Origin of the sequence: Streptomyces sp. BR1 (genome assembly GCF_052373795.1) — a bacterium.
Classification (GTDB): Bacteria; Actinomycetota; Actinomycetes; order Streptomycetales; family Streptomycetaceae; genus Streptomyces.
Map to the genome: position 1 here is coordinate 2121942 of NZ_CM126252.1, position 18205 is coordinate 2140146.

Here is an 18205-nt window from a genome sequence, read left to right on the forward strand (position 1 = left end):
CCCGCATTCCGGGGCCGGTACAGTGGGCGGTTCCGGGCCGGGGTCGGGTCGGGGCCTGGGACCCACGCCCCCTTGTCGATCTGACACCATTCACCGGGGGCCCGTCCGTCGTCGGACGGTGCTCGTACGGGCAGTGTTCGCGACCAGGGGACGGATGGGACCGCGCAGTGCGGGGCTACGAACGCCAGGACAGCCACCGGCCTGACGACCACCTCTCGCGGTTCGAGGCCGAGATGGACCGGCTGAAGACCGAGCGGGAGAAGGCCGTTCAGCACGCCGAGGACCTCGGCTACCAGGTCGAGGTGCTGCGCGCCAAGCTGCACGAGGCGCGCCGCAACCTCGCGACTCGCCCTGCCTACGACACGGCGGACATCGGCTACCAGGCCGAACAGATGCTGCGCAACGCCCAGATGCAGGCCGAGCAGTTGCGCACCGACGCCGAGCGCGAGCTGCGCGACGCCCGGGCGCAGACCCAGCGCATCCTCCAGGAGCACGCCGAGCACCAGGCCCGGCTCCAGGCCGAGCTGCACGCGGAGGCGGTCAACCGCCGCCAGCGGCTCGACCAGGAGCTGGCCGAGCGCCGCGCGACCGTCGAGTCGCACGTCAACGAGAACGTGGCGTGGGCCGAGCAGCTGCGCGCCCGTACCGAGGCGCAGGCCCGCCGGCTGCTCGACGAGTCGCGCGCCGAGAGCGAGGCGTCGCTGGCCGCCGCCCGCGCGGAGGCCGCCCGGGTCGCAGAAGAGGCCCGTCAACGCCTGGTCGCCGAGGCCGAGTCGGCCCGTGCCGAGGCCGAGGCGACCCTGCTGCGCGCCCGCAAGGACGCCGAGCGCCTGCTCAACGCCGCCTCCGCACAGGCCCAGGAGGCCACCTCCCACGCCGAGCAGCTGCGTTCGTCCACCACCGCCGAGGCCGACCAGGCGCGCCAGCAGGCCGCCGAGCTGAGCCGGGCCGCCGAGCAGCGGATGCAGGAGGCCGAGACCGCGCTGCGCGAGGCGCGCGCCGAGGCCGACAAGGTCCTCACCGAGGCGAAGGACTCGGCGAGCAAGCAGCTCGCGGGCGCCGAGTCGGCCAGCGAGCAGCGCACCCGTACCGCCAGGACCGAGGTCGCCCGCCTGGTGGCCGAGGCGACCCAGGAGGCCGAGGCCCTCAAGGCCGAGGCCCAGCAGGCCCGCGACGACGCGCGCGCCGAGGCCGAGCGGCTGGTCGCGGAGGCCGCCGACAACGCCCGCACCAGCGCCGCCGAGGACACCGCGGCCCAGCTCGCCAAGGCCGCCCGCAGCGCCGAGGAAGTCCTCACCAAGGCGTCCGCGGACGCCCAGGAGACCACCCGCAAGGCGTCCGAGGAGGCCGAGCGGATCCGCCGCGAGGCCGAGGCGGAGGCCGAGCGGCTGCGCTCGCAGGCCGAGGAGCAGGCCGTCGAGCTCAAGGGCGCGGCCAAGGACGACACCAAGGAGTACCGGGCCAAGACGGTCGAGCTCCAGGAGGAGGCGCGTCGGCTGCGCGGCGAGGCCGAGCAGTTGCGGGCCGAGGCGGTCGCCGAGGGCGAGCGCATCCGGGGCGAGGCCCGCCGCGAGGGCGTCCAGCAGATCGAGGAGGCGGCCAGGACCGCCGAGGAGCTGCTGACCAAGGCGAAGGCGGACGCCGAGGAGCTGCGCACCTCCGCGGGCACCGAGTCCGAGCGCGTACGCAACGAGGCACTGGAGCGGGCCACCACGCTGCGCAAGCAGGCCGAGGAGACCCTGGAGCGCACCCGCGCCGAGGCCGAGCGGATGCGCGCCGAGGCCGAGGAGCACGCCGAGTCCACCCGTACGTCCGCCGAACAGGCGGCCGTTGGGCTGCGCGAGGAGACCGAGCGGGCCGTCGCCGCCCGCCAGGCCGAGGCCGCCGACGAGCTGACCCGGCTGCACACCGAGGCCGAGCAGCGGCACACCTCCGCCGACCAGGCCCTGACCGAGGCGCGCGCCGAGAGCGAGCGCATCCGCCGCGAGGCCGCCGAGGAGACCGAGCGGCTGCGCACCGAGGCCGCCGAGCGCGTCCGTACGCTCCAGGCACAGGCCGAGCAGGAGGCCGAGCGGCTGCGCACCGAGGCCGCCTCCGACGCCTCGGGCACCCGCGCGGAGGCGGAGAGCGCGGCCGTACGCCTGCGGTCCGAGGCGGCCGCCGAGGCCGAGCGGCTCAAGAGCGAGGCCCAGGACACCGCCGACCGGATGCGCGCGGAGGCCGCGGCCGCCGCCGAGCGGGTCGGCGCCGAGGCCGCCGAGGCGCTGGCCGCCGCCCAGGAGGAGGCGACGCGGCGTCGCCGCGAGGCCGAGGAGACGCTGAACTCGGCGCGCGCCGAGGCCGATTCGGAGCGGGCGCAGGCCCGCGAGCAGAGCGAGGAACTGCTCGCCTCGGCCCGTCGCCGGGTCGAGGAGGCGCAGGCCGAGGCGCAGCGGCTCGGCGAGGAGGCCGACCGGCGCGCCACCGAGCTGGTGGCGGCCGCCGAGCAGACCGCCCAGCAGGTGCGGGACTCGGTGTCGGGGCTGCGCGAGGAGGCCGAGCAGGAGATCGCGGGTCTGCGCTCCACCGCCGAGCACGTCGCCGAGCGGACCAGGAACGAGGCGCAGGAGGAGGCGGACCGGGTCCGCGCCGACGCCTACGCCGAGCGCGAGCGCGCCACCGAGGACGCCAACCGCACCCGTGAGCGCGCGACCGAGGAGGCCGAGGCCGCCAAGGCGCTCGCCGAGCGGACGATGGCGGACGCCATCGCCGAGGCGGAGAAGGCCCGTTCGGACGCGTCCGAGTACGCGCAGCGGATGCGCACCGAGGCCTCCGACGCGCTCGCCTCCTCCGAGCAGGACGCCGCGCGCACCCGGGCGGACGCCCGCGAGGACGCCAACCGCATCCGCAGCGACGCCGCGAGCCAGGCCGACCGCCTGGTCACCGAGGCGACTTCGCAGGCCGAGCTGCTCGCCGCCGAGTCGACGGCGACCGCCGAGCGGCTGCTCACGGAGGCCCAGCAGCTGCGCGACGAGGGCCAGTCGGAGCACGACCGGCTCCTCGCCGAGGCGACCGCGCAGGCCGAGCGCACCACCTCCGAGGCCGACACCTACGCCGAGCTGGTCACCACCGAGGCGCGCGCGGACGCCGGTTCGACGCTCGGGGCCGCGGCCGCCGAGGCCGAGCAGACCGTCGCCGAGGCGCGGGCCGAGGCCGAACAGCTGGTGGGCGAGGCCCGTACGGAGTCGGAGCGGCTGCTCGACGAGGCCCGTCAGGCCGCCGACAAGCGCCGTGCGGACGCCGCCGAGCAGGCCGACCAGCTCATCGGCGAGGCGAGCAGCGAGGCCGAGCGGATCCTTGCCGAGGCGGGCGCGGAGGCCGAGCGCGTCCTCACCGAGGCGAACGGGGAGGCGGAGCGGCTGCGTGCCGAGGCCGCCGAGACCGTGGGCTCCGCCCAGCAGGCCGCCCAGCGCATCCGCGCGGAGGCCGACAAGACGCGTATCCAGGCCGAGGAGGCCGCCGAGCAGACCCGTACGGAGGCCCGCGAGGAGTCCGACCGGCTGCTCGACGAGGCCCGTACGGCCGCGGCCAAGCGCCGCTCCGACGCGGCCGAGCAGGCCGACCAGCTCATCAACAAGGCGCAGGAGGAGGCCCTGCTCGCGGCGACTCTGGCCGAGGAGCAGGCCGACACGATGGTGGGCGCCGCCCGCAAGGAGGCCGAACGGATCGTCTCCGAGGCGACCGTGGAGGGCAACTCCCTGGTGGAGAAGGCCCGTACGGACGCGGACGAGCTGCTGGCCGGTGCCCGCACCGACGCCACCGCCATAAGGGAGCGCACCGAAGAGGTGCGCGCGCGGACCGAGTCGGAGATCGAGGAGCTGCACGAGCGGGCCCGGCGGGAGAGCGCCGAGCAGATGAAGACGGCGGGCGAGCGCGTCGACAAGCTGGTCACGGCGGCCACCGAGCAGACCGTCGAGGCCGAGGCGAAGGCCAAGGAACTTCTGTCGGACGCCAACTCCGAGGCGAGCAAGGTCCGTATCGCCGCCGTCAAGAAGGCGGAGGGGCTGCTCAAGGAGGCCGAGGCCAAGAAGGCCGAGCTGATCCGCGAGGCGACGAAGCTGCGCGACGACGCGGAGGCGGAGGCCAAGCGCACCGTCGACGAGGGCAAGCGCGAGCTGGACGTGCTGGTCAGGCGGCGCGCGGACATCAATGCAGAGATCTCCCGTGTCCAGGACGTACTTGAGGCGTTGGAGTCTTTCGAGGCCCCGTCCTTGGGCGGCAAGGCCGCGGGCAAGGAGGCGGCCAAGGCGGGGGCGGCGGCGGGAAGTACACGTTCGAGTGGCAAGTCTTCGGAGGGGTAGCCACTCAAAAGGCTGGTAATTCTCCAGATCAAACGGGCATCCGCTCGATGACACGCCGCCTGGGCCCCTAGGATTCCCCCTATCACCTCACCGGTCTCATTCGACAGGAACCCCATGAGCGACACTTCCTCCCCCTTCGGCTTCGAGCTCGTGCGGCGTGGTTACGACCGCGGTCAGGTGGACGACCGCATTACCAAGCTCGTCGCCGACCGTGACAGCGCTCTGGCACGGATCACTTCTCTGGAAAAGCGCATCGAGGAGCTGCACCTCGAAACGCAGAACGCCCAGGCCCAGGTGAGCGACGCGGAGCCGTCGTACGCGGGCCTCGGCGCGCGGGTCGAGAAGATCCTCCGTCTCGCCGAGGAAGAGGCGAAGGACCTGCGCGAGGAGGCCCGCCGGGCCGCCGAGCAGCACCGTGAGCTCGCCGAGTCGGCGGCCCAGCAGGTGCGCAACGACGCAGAATCGTTCGCCGCCGAGCGCAAGGCGAAGGCGGAGGACGAGGGCGTCCGCATCGTCGAGAAGGCGAAGGGTGACGCCTCCCAGCTGCGCACCGAGGCCCAGAAGGACGCGCAGTCCAAGCGCGAGGAGGCGGACGCCCTCTTCGAGGAGACCCGCGCCAAGGCCGCGCAGGCCGCCGCCGACTTCGAGACGAACCTCGCCAAGCGCCGCGAGCAGTCCGAGCGCGACCTGGCGTCGCGTCAGGCCAAGGCCGAGAAGCGCCTCGCGGAGATCGAGCACCGCGCGGAGCAGCTGCGCCTGGAGGCCGAGAAGCTGCGTACGGACGCGGAGCGCCGGGCCCGTCAGACGGTCGAGACGGCCCAGCGCCAGGCCGAGGACATCGTGGCGGACGCCAACGCCAAGGCCGACCGCATCCGTTCGGAATCCGAGCGGGAGCTGGCGGCGCTCACCAACCGCCGCGACTCGATCAACGCGCAGCTGACCAACGTCCGCGAGATGCTGGCGACGCTGACCGGTGCGGCCGTGGCCGCCGCCGGTTCCCCGGTCGACGACGAGCCCGTCTCGCGCGGCGTCCCGGCCCAGCAGTCCCGCTAGTCCGCAGCGGCCGCAGCTCCTCCCCCGTGGGCTGCGTCCGCGCCCACCGTATGCGTACGGCACGCGGTGGTACGGGACGTATCGGTACGGCACAAAGCCCCCCGTCACACAAGTGGCGGGGGGCTTTGTCCGCGTTTAGCGTGGCTCCATGATCGAGCTAGCGGGTCTTACCAAGCGCTTCGGTTCCAAAGTCGCGGTCGACGACCTGTCCTTCCAGGTCAGACCGGGTGTGGTGACCGGGTTCCTGGGCCCCAACGGCGCCGGCAAGTCCACCACGATGCGCATGATGCTCGATCTCGACAACCCGACCAGCGGCACGGTGCGCATCGACGGCCGCCACTACCGCGACCTCGACGAGCCGCTGAAGTACATCGGGGCGCTGCTGGACGCCAAGGCGATGCACGGCGGCCGCAGCGCGTACAACAACCTGCTCTGCCTCGCCCAGTCGAACCGGATCCCCGAACGGCGGGTCGCGGAGGTCCTGGACACGGTGGGTCTCACGCCGGTCGCGAAGAAGAAGTCGAAGGGCTTCTCGCTCGGCATGGGCCAGCGCCTGGGAATCGCGTCCGCGCTGCTCGGCGACCCCGAGATCCTGATGTTCGACGAACCCGTCAATGGTCTGGACCCCGAGGGAATTCACTGGATCCGCAATCTCATGAAAGCCCTCGCCGCCGAAGGCAGAACGATCTTCGTGTCGTCTCACCTGATGAGCGAAATGGCGCTCACGGCGGATCACTTGATCGTTATCGGGCAGGGGCGACTGCTCGCCGATACATCGATGGCAGATTTCATTCGCCAGAATTCTCGGAGTTTCGTACGACTTCGCTCCCCCCAGTGGGAACACCTGCTCGACGTATTGAGCCGGGCCGGGATCACCGTGACGCAGACCGCCGACGGCGCCCTGGAGATCGACAACGGCAGGATCGAGCGGCTCGGCGAACTGGCCGCCCAGCACCAGATCGTGCTGCATGAACTCTCCGGCCAGCAGGCGTCCCTGGAGGAGGCGTTCATGCAGATGACGGCGGCGTCGGTGGAGTACCACGCCCACTCGGACACCGCCCACGGCCCGCCCGGGACCCCCGAGGCACCCGCGCCGAACTGGGGCGAGAGCTACCGGGCTCGCGCCGAAAACGCCGCCTCCCAGGGCGAGGGGGTCTGACATGGCATCGGCACCCGCCGTCCTCCGCTCCGAGTGGACCAAGATCCGTTCGGTCTCCTCCACCTCCTGGACCCTGATCAGCGCGTTCGTCGTCACGGTCGCGGTGAGCGCGGCCCTGTCCGCGCTGATGAAGTCGCAGTTCAACGACCTCAAGCCGGCCGAGCGCGCCACCTTCGACCCGACCTTCATCAGCTTCTCCGGCATGGTGCTCGGCCAGCTGGCGATGGTGGTCTTCGGCGTCCTGGTGGTCGGCACCGAGTACAGCTCGGGCATGATCCGCACCTCACTGGCCGCCGTGCCGCAGCGGGCCACGTTCCTCTTCGCCAAGCTCGCGGTCGCCACCGCCCTCGCGCTGGTCGTGGGCATGGCGACCAGCTTCCTCTCCTTCTTCCTGGGCCAGGCGCTGCTCGGCCCGCACCGCACCACCATCGGCGAGCCCAATGTGCTGCGCGCGGTCTTCGGCGCGGGCCTCTACATGGCGCTGATCGCGCTCTTCTCGATGGGCGTGGCCACGATGCTGCGCAGCTCGATGCTCTCGCTCGGCATCCTGATGCCGTTCTTCTTCCTGGTCTCGCAGATCCTGTCGGCGGTGCCGGGCGCCAAGAAGGTGGCCCGCTACTTCCCGGACCAGGCGGGCTCGAAGATCATGCGGGTGGTGCCGGACGCGATGAACAGCGAGCCACCGCCGTACGGGCCCTGGGCGGGGCTCGGGATCATGGCGCTGTGGGTGGTCGCGGCGCTCGCGGGCGGCTATCTGGTCCTGAAGAGGCGGGACGCGTAACGCCTGGTGAGGGCCGGGAGGCGTGCGGTGCATACCGGGCAGAACCACACGTAACGCATGTCTCTTCGCTTGGCCGGAACCGTAAAGTCCTGGATAAGCTCCTCACTCATACGGGGGCACCCTGGCTGCGGACGGCCACCGCCCCGACGACCCACACCGTCGATGGGGCTGGAGAATGATCGAGGCAGTCGGCCTGACGAAGCGCTATGGCGCCAAGACAGCCGTGTACAACCTTTCCTTCCAGGTGAGGCCCGGCGCCGTCACCGGCTTCCTGGGGCCCAACGGCTCCGGCAAGTCGACGACCATGCGCATGATCCTCGGCCTGGACCAGCCCACTTCCGGCCATGTCACCATCGGCGGCCACCCCTTCCGTACGCTCCCCAACGCGCCCCGCCAGGTCGGCGCGCTGCTCGACGCCAAGGCCGTGCACGGCGGCCGCAGCGCCCGCAACCATCTGCTCTCGCTCGCCCAGCTCTCCGGCATCCCGGCCCGCCGGGTCGACGAGGTCCTCGGGGTCGTCGGCCTCCAGGACGTCGCGGGCAGACGCTCCAAGGGGTTCTCGCTCGGCATGGGCCAGCGGCTCGGCATCGCCGCAGCGCTGCTCGGCGACCCGCACGTGCTGCTCTTCGACGAGCCGGTCAACGGGCTCGACCCCGAGGGCATCCTGTGGGTGCGCAACCTCATGAAGCAGCTGGCCGCCGAGGGCCGGACCGTCTTCGTCTCCTCGCACCTGATGAGCGAGATGGCGCTGACCGCCGACCACCTGATCGTCATCGGCCGGGGCCAGCTGCTCGCCGACATGAGCGTCAAGGACTTCATCTCGCACAACTCCGCCGACTTCGCGCGCGTGCGGACGCCCGAGCAGACCGGGCGCGAGAAGCTGACGGCCGCGCTCACCGAGGCCGGCGGCCAGGTCATGCCGGAGCCGGACGGCGCCCTGCGGGTGACCGGTCTCGCGCTGCCGCGCATCAGCGACCTGGCGCACGGCGCCGACGTACGCCTGTGGGAGCTCTCGCCGCACCAGGCCTCCCTTGAGGAGGCGTACATGCGGATGACGCAGGGCGCGGTGGACTACCGCTCCACGGCCGACCAGAAGGCCGGTCTGATGCCGCCGGTGCCGCCCGGGTACGCGCCGCCGCCGGTGATCCCCGAGGTGCCCACCCAGGGCTGGTACGCACCGCCGCCGCCGGGACAGAACCCGTACGCGGCCCCGGGCCAGGCGCCCGTGGCCCCGGCCGCCCCCGCGCAGCCCCCGGTGGCCGCTCCGGTCGCCCCCGCCGCTCCCCCGGCCCCCGCCGCCGCACCCTCCCTGACCGAGCCCGAGGACGCCCGATGAGCACCCCCTACCAGCAGGCCCCGCAGCAGGCGCCGGGTGCGGCCTACGGCGCGTACACCTCGCCGATCCCGGTGCGGCCCGCGACGCTCGGCGACGCGCTCGCCTCGGAGTGGACCAAGATCCGCTCGGTGCGCTCCACGATGTGGACGCTCGGCGTGCTGATCGTGCTCGTGCTCGGCATCGGACTGCTCGCGGCCGTCGCCGTCAACTCCTCCGACGCGCACATGGGCGACACCCCCGTGGTCAGCCTCGGCTTCTACGGAGTGCTGCTCGGCTCGATCTGTGTGATCACGCTCGGCGTGCTGACCATCGCCTCCGAGTACGGCACGGGCATGATCCGTACGACGCTGACCGCGTGCCCCAGCCGGGCCCGGATCCTCACCGCGAAGGCGATCGTCTTCTTCCTGCTGTCGTTCGTCATCGTGACGGCCTCCACCTTCCTGGTGGCGATGCTCCAGACGGGCATGGTGACCAGCGGCAGGCAGCCGTCCGGCGGCGAGCTGCTGAAGGCGACCGTCGGCGTCGGGCTCTACATCTCGATGCTCGGCCTGCTCTCGCTCGCCATCGGCGCGCTGATCCGGCACTCGGCCGGCGCGATCACCGTCATGATCGGCGTGGTGCTGCTGCCGCTCGTGCTGGCGCTGTTCATGTTCTCGCCGTCGCTCGACTCGGTGCGCCAGGCCCTGTTCCAGTACTCGATCCCGAGCCAACTGGCCGTGTTCTACGGCGCGTCGGTGACCGATTCCGGCCCGCACGGCTGGATGCCGCTGCTGATCCTGGCGGGTGTGACGGCGGTTGCCCTCGGTGGCGCGTTCGCGGCCCTGAGCAAGCGCGACGTCTGACACTCCGTCTTTCGGCTGCTTCCGTACTTCGTACGGTCAGTACCTCGGCGCGTTCCTGGACCGCTGCACCCTGCTGGTGCGGCGGTCCTTCGCGTTCCAGCACGCCTTGTGCCAGTGCCGCCGGTCGTCGACGCCGCCGTACTCGGGCCATGCCACGACGTGCGGGACGCCGGCCGGGATCTCCTGGTCGCAGCCCGGACAGCGGTACCGCTTGCCGCCGGAGCTCGCACCGCTCACATGACGTACGGACCACTCCTCGCCCTGGTACGTCTCGGTGCGCTGGAGACCGTAGCGGTCACCACTTCCCGCGGCGGTCGGCTCGGTCGGCTGGTCGCCGCCCTTGGGGCGGTTGCGGCGCGGGGACACGGAAACACCTCACGGGGCCGGGCGGACGGACTGCCTCCAGCGTAGAGCCACCGGACCCGGGTACCCGAGCCTGGACCGGAGTGGCACGTTAACTCGTACGGGGGACACTTACCGGACTATCGCAAGAAGTTCACGCTGGGCCGTGCCCTTGGCACTTGTCAGACGTTGTTGCCGGTAAGAGGGGGAGCCGCGTCGGCCGTGAGGAGGCAAGAGCGATGCGCGTCGGAACTTTTGTACTGGCAGCCCAATTCCCGGGCCAGGGCCAGGGGGAGGCACTGCACCGGGCGGTGCGGTCCGCCGAAGTGGCCGAGGAGTCGGGCCTCGACTGTGTCTGGCTCGCCGAGCACCACTTCGTGCCGTACGGGGTGTGCCCGTCGGCCGTGACCCTGGCCGCGCTGCTCCTGGGGCGTACGCGCAGGATCCGCGTCGGGACGGCCGTCAGCGTGCTGCCCAGCGCGCACCCGGTGGCGCTCGGCGAACAGGCGGCGCTGCTGCACCTGACGTCCGGTGGCCGGTTCTCGCTGGGCGTGGGCCGCGGCGGTCCCTGGGTCGACCTGGAGGTCTTCGGCTCCGGCCTGAAGGCGTACGAGGAGGGCTTCCCCGAGTCCCTCGACCTGCTGCTGCGCTGGCTGACCGAACCGCGGGTTTCGAGTCTGGGAGAACGTTTCGCCTTCCGGGAGGTCCCGGTGGTGCCCCGGCCCGACGAGCTCCTCGCGGACGGCCCGCCCGGGCCCGAGGTCATCGTGGCGTGCACCTCGCCCAACAGCGTCAAACTCGCCGCCGAGCGCGGCCTGCCGATGCTGCTCGGGATGCACTGCGGCGACGAGGAGAAGGCGGAGATGGTCGCGCTGTGGCGCTCGCACGCGCTGGCGTCGGGCGTGGCCCCGGACGCGGTCGCGGCCGCGCCGCATGTCTCGGCCGGAGTGGCCCAGATCGCGGACAGCCAGCCTGATGCGGCCGAGACGCTGCTCAAGGCGATGCCCGGCTGGCTGAAGACGGGGCTCGACGCCCATGTGACGGTCGACGGCCGCCACCGCGCGATGCGCGACCCCATCGCGTACACGGAACTCCTGTGCTCGCTACACCCGGTGGGCCCCCCACAGCTGGCGGCGGACCGGATCGCGGCGACGTCCGAGAAGACGGGGATCACACGCTTCGCCTTCCTGGTCGAGGGCGCGGGCGACCTGGCGGCGACGGAGGAGAACGTACGACGTCTGGGCGCTGAGGTGGTGCCGCTCCTTGAGCGGCCGGAGGGAGAGTCCGGGGTACGGCCGGAGGGGGCGTGAGGGCAGTTGCCGAAGGGACCGTGAGCAATGTCGCCGCAGGGGGCGTGACCGGGGTGCTGGAGGGGTCGTGAGGGACGTTGCCGGAGGGACCGTGGCGGGCGTAGGGCGGGGCTGGTGGGCGGAGCCCCGCGATCGGACCCCCGCTCCGCATCAGTTGCACCTCCCGCGATGCGGAGCGGCGGCAAGGTTTCAGCAGTCCCTCAGCTCCGGCGACTGGTTGAGCAGCTGGCCCCGGATCGACGTGAAGCGGGCGAGCCTCTCGTCGGACGACGGGTCCAGCGGGAACACCGCGACACGGTGGCAGTTCTGGAACGCCAGCCGGACACCGAAGTGCCGCTGGAGAGCACCGCGGATGGCGTCACTCGCGAGCGCGCGCAGCAGCTGGCCGCGTGCTTGTTCGTCCGGCGGAGGCGTCTGGTTGTCGGCGAACTCGCCACCGTCCACCTTCAGCTGAGCCACCAGCGAACTGATCATCTCCCATGCGTACGGCAGGGAGGTCCGGACGCAGTCGACGAAATCGGCTTCGTCGACCTCGCCTCGCTCGGCCTGTTCGAGTAGGGCCGGTGAGACGTCGAGCGACATGGTTTCTCCTCTCGCGACCCCGAAGGTGGGGGTCTTACGGGCAGGGAAAGGAACGAAGTCGGCCACGCAGCGTGCTTGGCCGACAACCTCCCGCTTATACGGTAGGCGCGGCATGGGGCCCGCGACAGGTACTCGGCACGTAACCGGCCAATAACGAACAGCGCTTTGCCGGACGAATCGCGTTCGGTGGGGGGATTCGAGTAGCGTTGCCGACCATGCGTCTCGTCATCGCCCGCTGCTCCGTCGACTACGCGGGCCGCCTCACCGCCCATCTGCCCTCCGCCACCCGGCTGATCCTGGTGAAGGCGGACAACAGTGTCTCCATTCACGCGGACGACCGGGCGTACAAGCCCCTCAACTGGATGTCTCCGCCCTGCACCCTCAAGGAGGGGACCGGGGACGACTCCGGCGTCTGGACGGTCGTCAACAAGGCGGGCGAGAAGCTCATCATCACGATGGAGGAGATCCTGCACGACTCCTCGCACGAGCTGGGTGTGGACCCCGGTCTCATCAAGGACGGCGTGGAAGCGCATCTGCAGGAGCTGCTCGCGGACCGGATCGAGACGCTGGGCGAGGGGTACACGCTGATCCGCCGCGAGTACCCGACGGCGATCGGGCCGGTCGACATCCTGTGCCGTGACGCGTCCGGCGGGACGGTGGCGGTCGAGATCAAGCGACGGGGTGAGATCGACGGCGTCGAGCAGCTCACCCGCTACCTGGAGCTGCTGAACCGGGATCCGCACCTCGCGCCTGTGCAGGGGGTGTTCGCGGCGCAGGAGATCAAGCCGCAGGCTCGCGTGCTCGCCACTGACCGGGGCATCGGCTGTGTCGTCCTCGACTACAACGCGATGCGCGGCATCGAGGACGACAAACTCCGCCTGTTCTAGCCCCCGTTTCCATGCCCCACCCCGCCCCTTCACCTAGACCCTCCGGGGGTGGGTGGGGGGCGGAGGTGTTTTCCCGGGGGCTAGGCCCTCTGAACCCCTGGCGGGGCCTGCGGCCCCCGCACCCCGCTCTCGGGGCTCCGCCCCGGACCCCGGCTGGGGTGGGTGGGAAGCGGGCTGCGCCCCTGGGGTGGGTGGGTATGCGGGGCTGCGCCCCTGCGCCCCGCTTCGGCTGCGGATCGTGCTGGGTTGCTCGCGCAGTTCCCCGCGCCCCTAAGAGGGCCCTCCGGGCCCATCAACGACCGGTGCCGGGTTGCCCGCGCCCCCAGGAGGGCCCGAAGGGCCCATTTAAGGGGCGCGGGGAACTGCGCGACAAGCCCCCACCGGCGGCCAGCCGAAAAACGGGGTCCGGGGGCGCAGCCCCCGGGAGACCGCCCTCACCCCACCACCCGGCCGCCCGCCCAGGGCTTTCGGGAAGGGGTGGGGTGGGGGTCCCTACGACTTCGACGGGCTCGGGGACGTGCTGCCGCCCGGCGTGCCGGACGTCGTCGTTCCCGTCGTGCCCGTGGACGTGCCGGTCGTGGACGTACCGCCCGTGGACGGACCCGTCGTCGTACTGCCCGAACCCGAACCGCCGCCCGACGTCGTCGTACCACCCGTGGTCGGACCAGTCGTCGTGCCACCGGACGAACCCGAACCACCCGACGTCGTCGTCGACCCACCCGTGGTCGGCCCCGTCGAGGTACCCCCCGTCGTACCGCCCGTACTCGTCCCCCCGGTCGACGTCGTCCCCCCCGACGTGGGCGACCCCGACGTCCCACCGGTCGTGGGCGACGACGGCTTCCCCGTCGGCTTCGTCGGCTTCGTCGTCGGGGTGGACGGCTTGCCCGTGGGCGTGGTGGAACCCGGCGGCGTGGTGCCGGGGGTGTCCGGGGTCGTCCCGGGAGTGCCGGGCTTGGACGGGTGGCCGGGAGCCGAGTGGGAGCCCCCGCCCGGCACCCGCTGCGTCGAACCGTCCGACGGCGTCTGCGCGGGCACCCCGCCCTCGCCGCCCACATCCCCCTCGTTCGCCGACTGCTGCTGCTTGACCTTGTCGCCGGGCGAGTCCGAGGAGCCGCTGGAGGTCGCGCCCAGGGTGACCACCGTGCCCAGGACCGCCGCCAGCAGGGCGCCCGCGCCCGCCGCCACCAGGTTGCGACGCGTGCCCGTCAGCAACGTACGGCGGCGACGGGCCGGGGCCGTGACCACGCGCGGGGTCAGCAACGTGGGCGTGGAGTCCGGGAGTTCCAGCGGGATCGGCGGCGCCGGAACGCCGGCCGGGGGCGACTGGGACTCCTCGTACCGCGCCGCCGGGACCTCGTCGCCCGCCGGGGTGCGGCCGCCGGAGACCACCGGGCCGCCGGAGCGGTCCTCGACCAGGGCCAGCGCCCGCCGGCCCGCGACCGTGCCGCGCTTGTCGGAGAGCGCGCCCTTGAGCCCGATGGACGCCTCCAGCTCGGCCCGCGCGCGGTCCACGTTCCCGCTGCACAGCGCCAGTACGCCCAACTCGTGGTGGAAGTACGCCTCTTGGGCCACCTCGCCTGTCACGCGGGCCGCCGCCGAGCCGATGCGCAGCGCCCGTTCCCACGCGCCCCACTGCAACCCCGCCGCGAACGCGGGCGCCGCGCTGCGCGCGAGCTCCACCGCCGTCGCGGGGTGCCCGGAGTCACCGCCCGGCACCAGCGCGCCGAGCGCCGCGAGCACCGCGTCCGACTCGGCCGCCGCCCGCTCGGGAGTGACCGAGGGGTGCCCGGTCCACCAGGCGTAGTGCTGGGCGGCCGTGTGCGCCCGCTCCCCCGCGTCCTCGCCGTATCCGGCGGCGTCGAGCTGGGTGAGCACGCCCGCCGCGAGCCGGTAGCGCGTACCGGCCGGGGAGAGCAGGCCGCAGCCGAGCAGTTCGCCGAGCGCGGCGTCGGCGTGGGTGTCCCCGATGAGCGCGGGCAGATGCGCCTGGTGCGGCACCTCGCCGCCGAGCGCGACCGCGAACCGCAGGGTGTCGCGGGCGGCCTGGCCGAGCCGGGCGGCGAGCGGGGCGGCGGGGGCCGCGCCGTCGCCGAGCGAGGGCAGCGGCACTTCGCGGCCCTCGGCCGAGAACACGGACAGGTCGGACGGCTCCTCCACCGGCAGCCCGAACTCGTCGCGCGCGACGCCCTCGCCGCGCAGTGTGTCCCGCTGCCGCAGCAGCGCGCCCGCCTGCACGAACCGCAGCGGCAGGCCCTCCGACTCGAACCAGAGGTCACCCGCCCAGTTGGCCTCGTCGTCGGTGAGCGGCCGCTCCACGCCCTGCTCAAGGAGCTCAAGCGAGGCGCCCCGGCCGAGACCGGCGAGGAAGACCTCTTCGAGGTGCGAGTCGGCGAGCGGCGCCGCGACCTCGGGTGTGGCCGCGAGCAGGAACGCGCACTCGGGCGCGGCGTCGAGCAGTTCCTCCAAAGGCGCCCCGCCGAACTCCAGGTCGTCGACGAGGACGATCGCGCCGATCTCGCGCACCCGCTCCCGCAGCCCCGCCCGGTCGGGCCGGTGCAGCGGGGCGCGGTAGACGGCCGCGTACAGCTCGTGCAGCAGTTCATGGGCGGTGCGGCGGTGGCCGTTGAGGCGGACGACGCCGTCGGGCGCCAGGCGCGCGCAGTCGGCGGCGACGGCGTCGAGCAGCACCGTGCGCCCGGAGCCGGCCGGGCCGGTGAGCCGCACCGAGCGGCCGCGCCCGAGCAGCCGGCCAAGACGCTCGCGCTCCTCGCCGCGCTCAAGCAGGACGGGCGCGGGTGCGGCGGGGGCCGCGGGCACCGGGGGCCTGAGCGAGCGTTCGCGCTCGGCGCGTTCGGCGGCGGTGCGGCGGGCGGGCCGTCCGGGTATCTCGCCGGGCGGGCACGGCTCGATCTCGCTGCCGTCGACGGGGTTGACGGTCAGCAGGAAGTCACCGGAGACCAGCTGGACCGTGCGGGCCGGACCGGCGGTGCGCCGGCCGAGCCCGGGGCTCACGGCGTCACGGTCGCGCTGCGGCTGCGGCGCACCGGCGCCCGGAGTATCCGAGCCGTCCGAATCGTGGTCGAACTCTTCCGGTCCCCGGTTGTCGTCCATCGGGTCCATGGTCAAAGCCCCCCAGATGCGCGTGCGTAACGGTGCCCCTCCCGGCCGCTACGTACTGCGCTGTCGCTCTGGTCCGGACCCCGCCGCTTGGGATGTCGACCGGCGGGAGACCGCACCCTAATCCTTCGACCAGTATCTCTGCACCGGCGGGGTGCCACCCCGCCCAGAGCGTCACAGTCCGGTGAGGATTGGGCGCGGAGTGCCGCTCTCACACCCCGCGCACAACTACCGCACAAGTCGTCCGCGAGAGCCCCGTACCAAGGTCATACGCGCGGCAGCGCCTCGGCCGCGATGCCGCCTTCGATGGCGAGGATGCGGTGCAGCCGGGTCGCCACGAGCAGGCGCTGCATCTGGGGTGGCACGCCGCGCAGGACGAGCCGTCGGCCGCAGCGGCCGGCCCGCCGGTGGGCGCCCATGATCACGCCGAGCCCGGTGGCGTCCCAGGAGTCGAGTTCGGTCAGGTCGAGCACCAGGTCGCCGGCTCCGTCGTCGACGGCCGAGTGCAGGACCGTACGGGCGTCCGCCGCGCTGCGGACGTCGAGGCGGCCCCCGACGACCAGCTCGACGTGGTCGCCCCTGATATGCATGTGTACTCCCCGGAGTGCTCCGTATGCCTGTCTGCCTGTCGTCTCTTACTGCACCAACTGACTGCACAGAACGCAGGGAAGTTGCCGTCTGTGAGCGAACCGATACCTAATTCACCCCATGGAGTGATGCTGGGGAGACAGGAGGTGAGGGTGTGTCAATCAGTGCTTGTAGAAGCCCTGCCCGCTCTTGCGCCCGATGTCACCCGCGTCAACCATCCGGCGCATCAGCTCCGGCGGCGCGAACTTCTCGTCCTGGGACTCGGTGTAGATGTTGCTGGTGGCGTGGAGCAGGATGTCCACGCCGGTCAGGTCGGCCGTGGCCAGCGGTCCCATCGCGTGGCCGAAGCCCAGCTTGCAGGCGAGGTCGATGTCCTCGGCGGTGGCCACGCCCGACTCGTACAGCTTCGCCGCCTCGACGACGAGCGCCGAGATGAGGCGGGTGGTGACGAAACCGGCGACGTCGCGGTTGACGACGATGCAGGTCTTGCCGACGGACTCGGCGAACTCCCGGGTGATGGCGAGGGTTTCGTCGCTGGTCTTGTAGCCGCGTACGAGCTCGCACAGCTGCATCATCGGGACCGGCGAGAAGAAGTGCGCGCCGACGACCCGCTCGGGGCGCTTGGTGACCGCCGCGATCTTGGTGATCGGGATGGCGGAGGTGTTGGAGGCGAGCACGGTGTCGTCGCGCACGATCTGGTCGAGCGTGCGGAAGATGTCGTGCTTGACCTCCAGCTTCTCGAAGACGGCCTCGACGACGATGTCCGCGTCCGCCACCGCGTCCAGGTCGGTCGTGGTGGTGATACGGGCGAGCGCGGCCTCGGCGTCCTCCGCGGCCAGCTTGCCCTTGCTCACGAACTTGTCGTACGAGGCCTTGATGCCGTCGGTGCCCCGGGCCAGCGCCGCGTCGGTGACGTCACGCAGCACCACGTCCCAGCCCGCCTGGGCGGAGACCTGCGCGATGCCCGAACCCATGAGTCCGGCCCCGATGACGGCGAGCTTCCTGGCCACTTCACACCCCTTTGACGGCTTACTTCTACGGCTCTCCGGCGGAGGCTATCGGCCGTGAGCCGTCTTGGGAGCCCTAAGAGATGCGCGTCACGTCTCAGATGACGGACATCACACCGAGATGGGTGTGCCGGGTCCCATCGAGGGCATGGATCATGGTCATCGCTCGGCCTTTACCGCGTACTTGAGCACCTTTTGGCCCCACAACTCCTCAATGTCATCGAGGACCGCGAGGGCGTCACGGGACACTTTGGGGACGGCCCGGGGCTAACTACTCTGACCCCATGGTCAATCTGACGCGTATCTACACCCGTACCGGCGACAAGGGCACGACGGCTCTTGGCGACATGAGCCGTACCGCCAAGACGGATCTGCGGATCTCGGCGTACGCGGACGCCAACGAGGCGAATGCCGTGATCGGCACGGCGCTGGCGCTCGGGCAGCTGTCCGAGGAGGTGGCGAAGGTCCTCGGCCGGGTCCAGAACGACCTGTTCGACGTGGGCGCGGACCTGTCGACGCCGGTGGTCGAGGACCCGGAGTACCCGCCGCTGCGAGTCGAGCAGTTCTACATCGACCGCCTTGAGGCGGACTGCGACCACTTCAACGAGCAGCTGGAGAAGCTGCGCAGCTTCATCCTCCCGGGCGGCACTCCCGGCGCCGCCCTGCTGCACCAGGCGTGCACGGTCGTACGCCGCGCGGAGCGCTCCACCTGGGCGGCCCTGGAGGTGCACGGCGAGGCGATGAACCCGCTCACGGCGACCTATCTGAACCGCCTCTCCGACCTCCTGTTCATCCTGGCCCGCACCGCGAACAAGGAGCTCGGGGACGTGCTGTGGGTGCCGGGCGGCGAGCGCTGAAGGG

Annotated in this window: 14 protein-coding genes; 9 read left to right on the forward strand and 5 right to left on the reverse strand. The window is 72.1% G+C overall.

Annotated elements, in window-relative coordinates:
- The first annotated feature begins 167 nt into the window (after nt 1-167).
- The 6 genes from scy (at nt 168) to ACT1U9_RS08840 (ending at nt 9511) form a co-directional block, all read left to right on the forward strand.
- A complete protein-coding gene (gene scy / locus ACT1U9_RS08815) occupies nt 168-4340 on the forward strand; it encodes a polarized growth protein Scy (RefSeq protein ID WP_444537799.1) in 4173 nt (1390 codons plus the stop codon).
- Nucleotides 4341-4454: 114 nt separating this feature from the next.
- Nucleotides 4455-5393 carry a cellulose-binding protein gene (locus ACT1U9_RS08820; protein WP_188275720.1) on the forward strand — a complete coding sequence of 313 codons (939 nt, stop codon included), beginning with the start codon at nt 4455-4457 and terminating at the stop codon, nt 5391-5393.
- Nucleotides 5394-5541: 148 nt separating this feature from the next.
- Nucleotides 5542-6552 (forward strand): ABC transporter ATP-binding protein, encoded by a 1011-nt coding sequence (locus ACT1U9_RS08825; protein WP_444537800.1) that lies wholly within the window; start codon nt 5542-5544, stop codon nt 6550-6552.
- 1 nt (nt 6553) lies between these two features.
- Complete coding sequence (locus ACT1U9_RS08830; protein ID WP_444537801.1) at nt 6554-7333, forward strand: ABC transporter permease subunit; 780 nt, start codon at nt 6554-6556, stop codon at nt 7331-7333.
- A gap of 175 nt (nt 7334-7508) precedes the next feature.
- A complete protein-coding gene (locus tag ACT1U9_RS08835) occupies nt 7509-8669 on the forward strand; it encodes an ABC transporter ATP-binding protein (protein WP_444537802.1) in 1161 nt (386 codons plus the stop codon).
- The gene (locus ACT1U9_RS08840) at nt 8666-9511 is read left to right on the forward strand and encodes an ABC transporter permease (RefSeq protein WP_444537803.1); all 846 of its coding nucleotides are present in this window, start codon (nt 8666-8668) and stop codon (nt 9509-9511) included. The genes ACT1U9_RS08835 and ACT1U9_RS08840 overlap by 4 nt, the downstream gene beginning before the upstream one ends.
- Nucleotides 9512-9547: 36 nt before the next feature.
- Here the strand turns inward: ACT1U9_RS08840 and ACT1U9_RS08845 are convergent, their stop codons facing one another.
- Entirely contained in the window at nt 9548-9877 is a 330-nt protein-coding gene (locus ACT1U9_RS08845) for an ATP/GTP-binding protein (RefSeq protein WP_188275725.1), read from the reverse strand.
- 215 nt (nt 9878-10092) lie between these two features.
- On the opposite strand from ACT1U9_RS08845, the gene ACT1U9_RS08850 reads away from it, so the two are divergent.
- Nucleotides 10093-11163 (forward strand): LLM class flavin-dependent oxidoreductase, encoded by a 1071-nt coding sequence (locus ACT1U9_RS08850; RefSeq protein ID WP_444537804.1) that lies wholly within the window; start codon nt 10093-10095, stop codon nt 11161-11163.
- Nucleotides 11164-11352: 189 nt separating this feature from the next.
- On the opposite strand, the gene ACT1U9_RS08855 is transcribed toward ACT1U9_RS08850, so the two are convergent.
- The gene (locus ACT1U9_RS08855) at nt 11353-11745 is read right to left on the reverse strand and encodes an SCO5389 family protein (protein WP_361430468.1); all 393 of its coding nucleotides are present in this window, start codon (nt 11743-11745) and stop codon (nt 11353-11355) included.
- 215 nt (nt 11746-11960) lie between these two features.
- Between ACT1U9_RS08855 and nucS the strand changes: the two genes are divergently transcribed.
- Nucleotides 11961-12632, forward strand: a complete 672-nt coding sequence (nucS, locus tag ACT1U9_RS08860) for an endonuclease NucS (RefSeq protein WP_444537805.1) — start codon at nt 11961-11963, stop codon at nt 12630-12632.
- Nucleotides 12633-13124: 492 nt separating this feature from the next.
- Here nucS and ACT1U9_RS08865 read toward each other — a convergent pair whose 3' ends face one another.
- The 3 genes from ACT1U9_RS08865 to ACT1U9_RS08875 all read right to left on the reverse strand — a co-directional run bounded on the left by ACT1U9_RS08865 (nt 13125) and on the right by ACT1U9_RS08875 (nt 17347).
- Nucleotides 13125-15752, reverse strand: coding sequence for an ATP-binding protein (locus ACT1U9_RS08865; protein WP_444537806.1), 2628 nt, complete (start codon nt 15750-15752; stop codon nt 13125-13127).
- Nucleotides 15753-16015: 263 nt separating this feature from the next.
- Complete coding sequence (locus ACT1U9_RS08870) at nt 16016-16339, reverse strand: STAS domain-containing protein (protein WP_067163978.1); 324 nt, start codon at nt 16337-16339, stop codon at nt 16016-16018.
- A gap of 159 nt (nt 16340-16498) precedes the next feature.
- The gene (locus tag ACT1U9_RS08875) at nt 16499-17347 is read right to left on the reverse strand and encodes a 3-hydroxyacyl-CoA dehydrogenase family protein (RefSeq protein WP_444537807.1); all 849 of its coding nucleotides are present in this window, start codon (nt 17345-17347) and stop codon (nt 16499-16501) included.
- Between the two features lie 281 nt (nt 17348-17628).
- Between ACT1U9_RS08875 and ACT1U9_RS08880 the strand changes: the two genes are divergently transcribed.
- Nucleotides 17629-18201 (forward strand): cob(I)yrinic acid a,c-diamide adenosyltransferase, encoded by a 573-nt coding sequence (locus tag ACT1U9_RS08880; RefSeq protein ID WP_444537808.1) that lies wholly within the window; start codon nt 17629-17631, stop codon nt 18199-18201.
- Nucleotides 18202-18205 lie beyond the last annotated feature (4 nt).

Bases quoted from the DNA above. Each gene is read 5' to 3' on its own strand.
- ACT1U9_RS08835 (WP_444537802.1), top strand. From the start codon at position 7,509: ATGATCGAGGCAGTCGGCCTGACGAAGCGCTATGGCGCCAAGACAGCC.
- ACT1U9_RS08830 (WP_444537801.1), top strand. From the start codon at position 6,554: ATGGCATCGGCACCCGCCGTCCTCCGCTCCGAGTGGACCAAGATCCGT.
- ACT1U9_RS08865 (WP_444537806.1), bottom strand. From the start codon at position 15,752: ATGGACCCGATGGACGACAACCGGGGACCGGAAGAGTTCGACCACGAT.
- nucS (WP_444537805.1), top strand. From the start codon at position 11,961: ATGCGTCTCGTCATCGCCCGCTGCTCCGTCGACTACGCGGGCCGCCTC.
- ACT1U9_RS08850 (WP_444537804.1), top strand. From the start codon at position 10,093: ATGCGCGTCGGAACTTTTGTACTGGCAGCCCAATTCCCGGGCCAGGGC.
- ACT1U9_RS08870 (WP_067163978.1), bottom strand. From the start codon at position 16,339: ATGCATATCAGGGGCGACCACGTCGAGCTGGTCGTCGGGGGCCGCCTC.
- ACT1U9_RS08820 (WP_188275720.1), top strand. From the start codon at position 4,455: ATGAGCGACACTTCCTCCCCCTTCGGCTTCGAGCTCGTGCGGCGTGGT.
- ACT1U9_RS08855 (WP_361430468.1), bottom strand. From the start codon at position 11,745: ATGTCGCTCGACGTCTCACCGGCCCTACTCGAACAGGCCGAGCGAGGC.
- ACT1U9_RS08880 (WP_444537808.1), top strand. From the start codon at position 17,629: ATGGTCAATCTGACGCGTATCTACACCCGTACCGGCGACAAGGGCACG.
- ACT1U9_RS08840 (WP_444537803.1), top strand. From the start codon at position 8,666: ATGAGCACCCCCTACCAGCAGGCCCCGCAGCAGGCGCCGGGTGCGGCC.
- ACT1U9_RS08825 (WP_444537800.1), top strand. From the start codon at position 5,542: ATGATCGAGCTAGCGGGTCTTACCAAGCGCTTCGGTTCCAAAGTCGCG.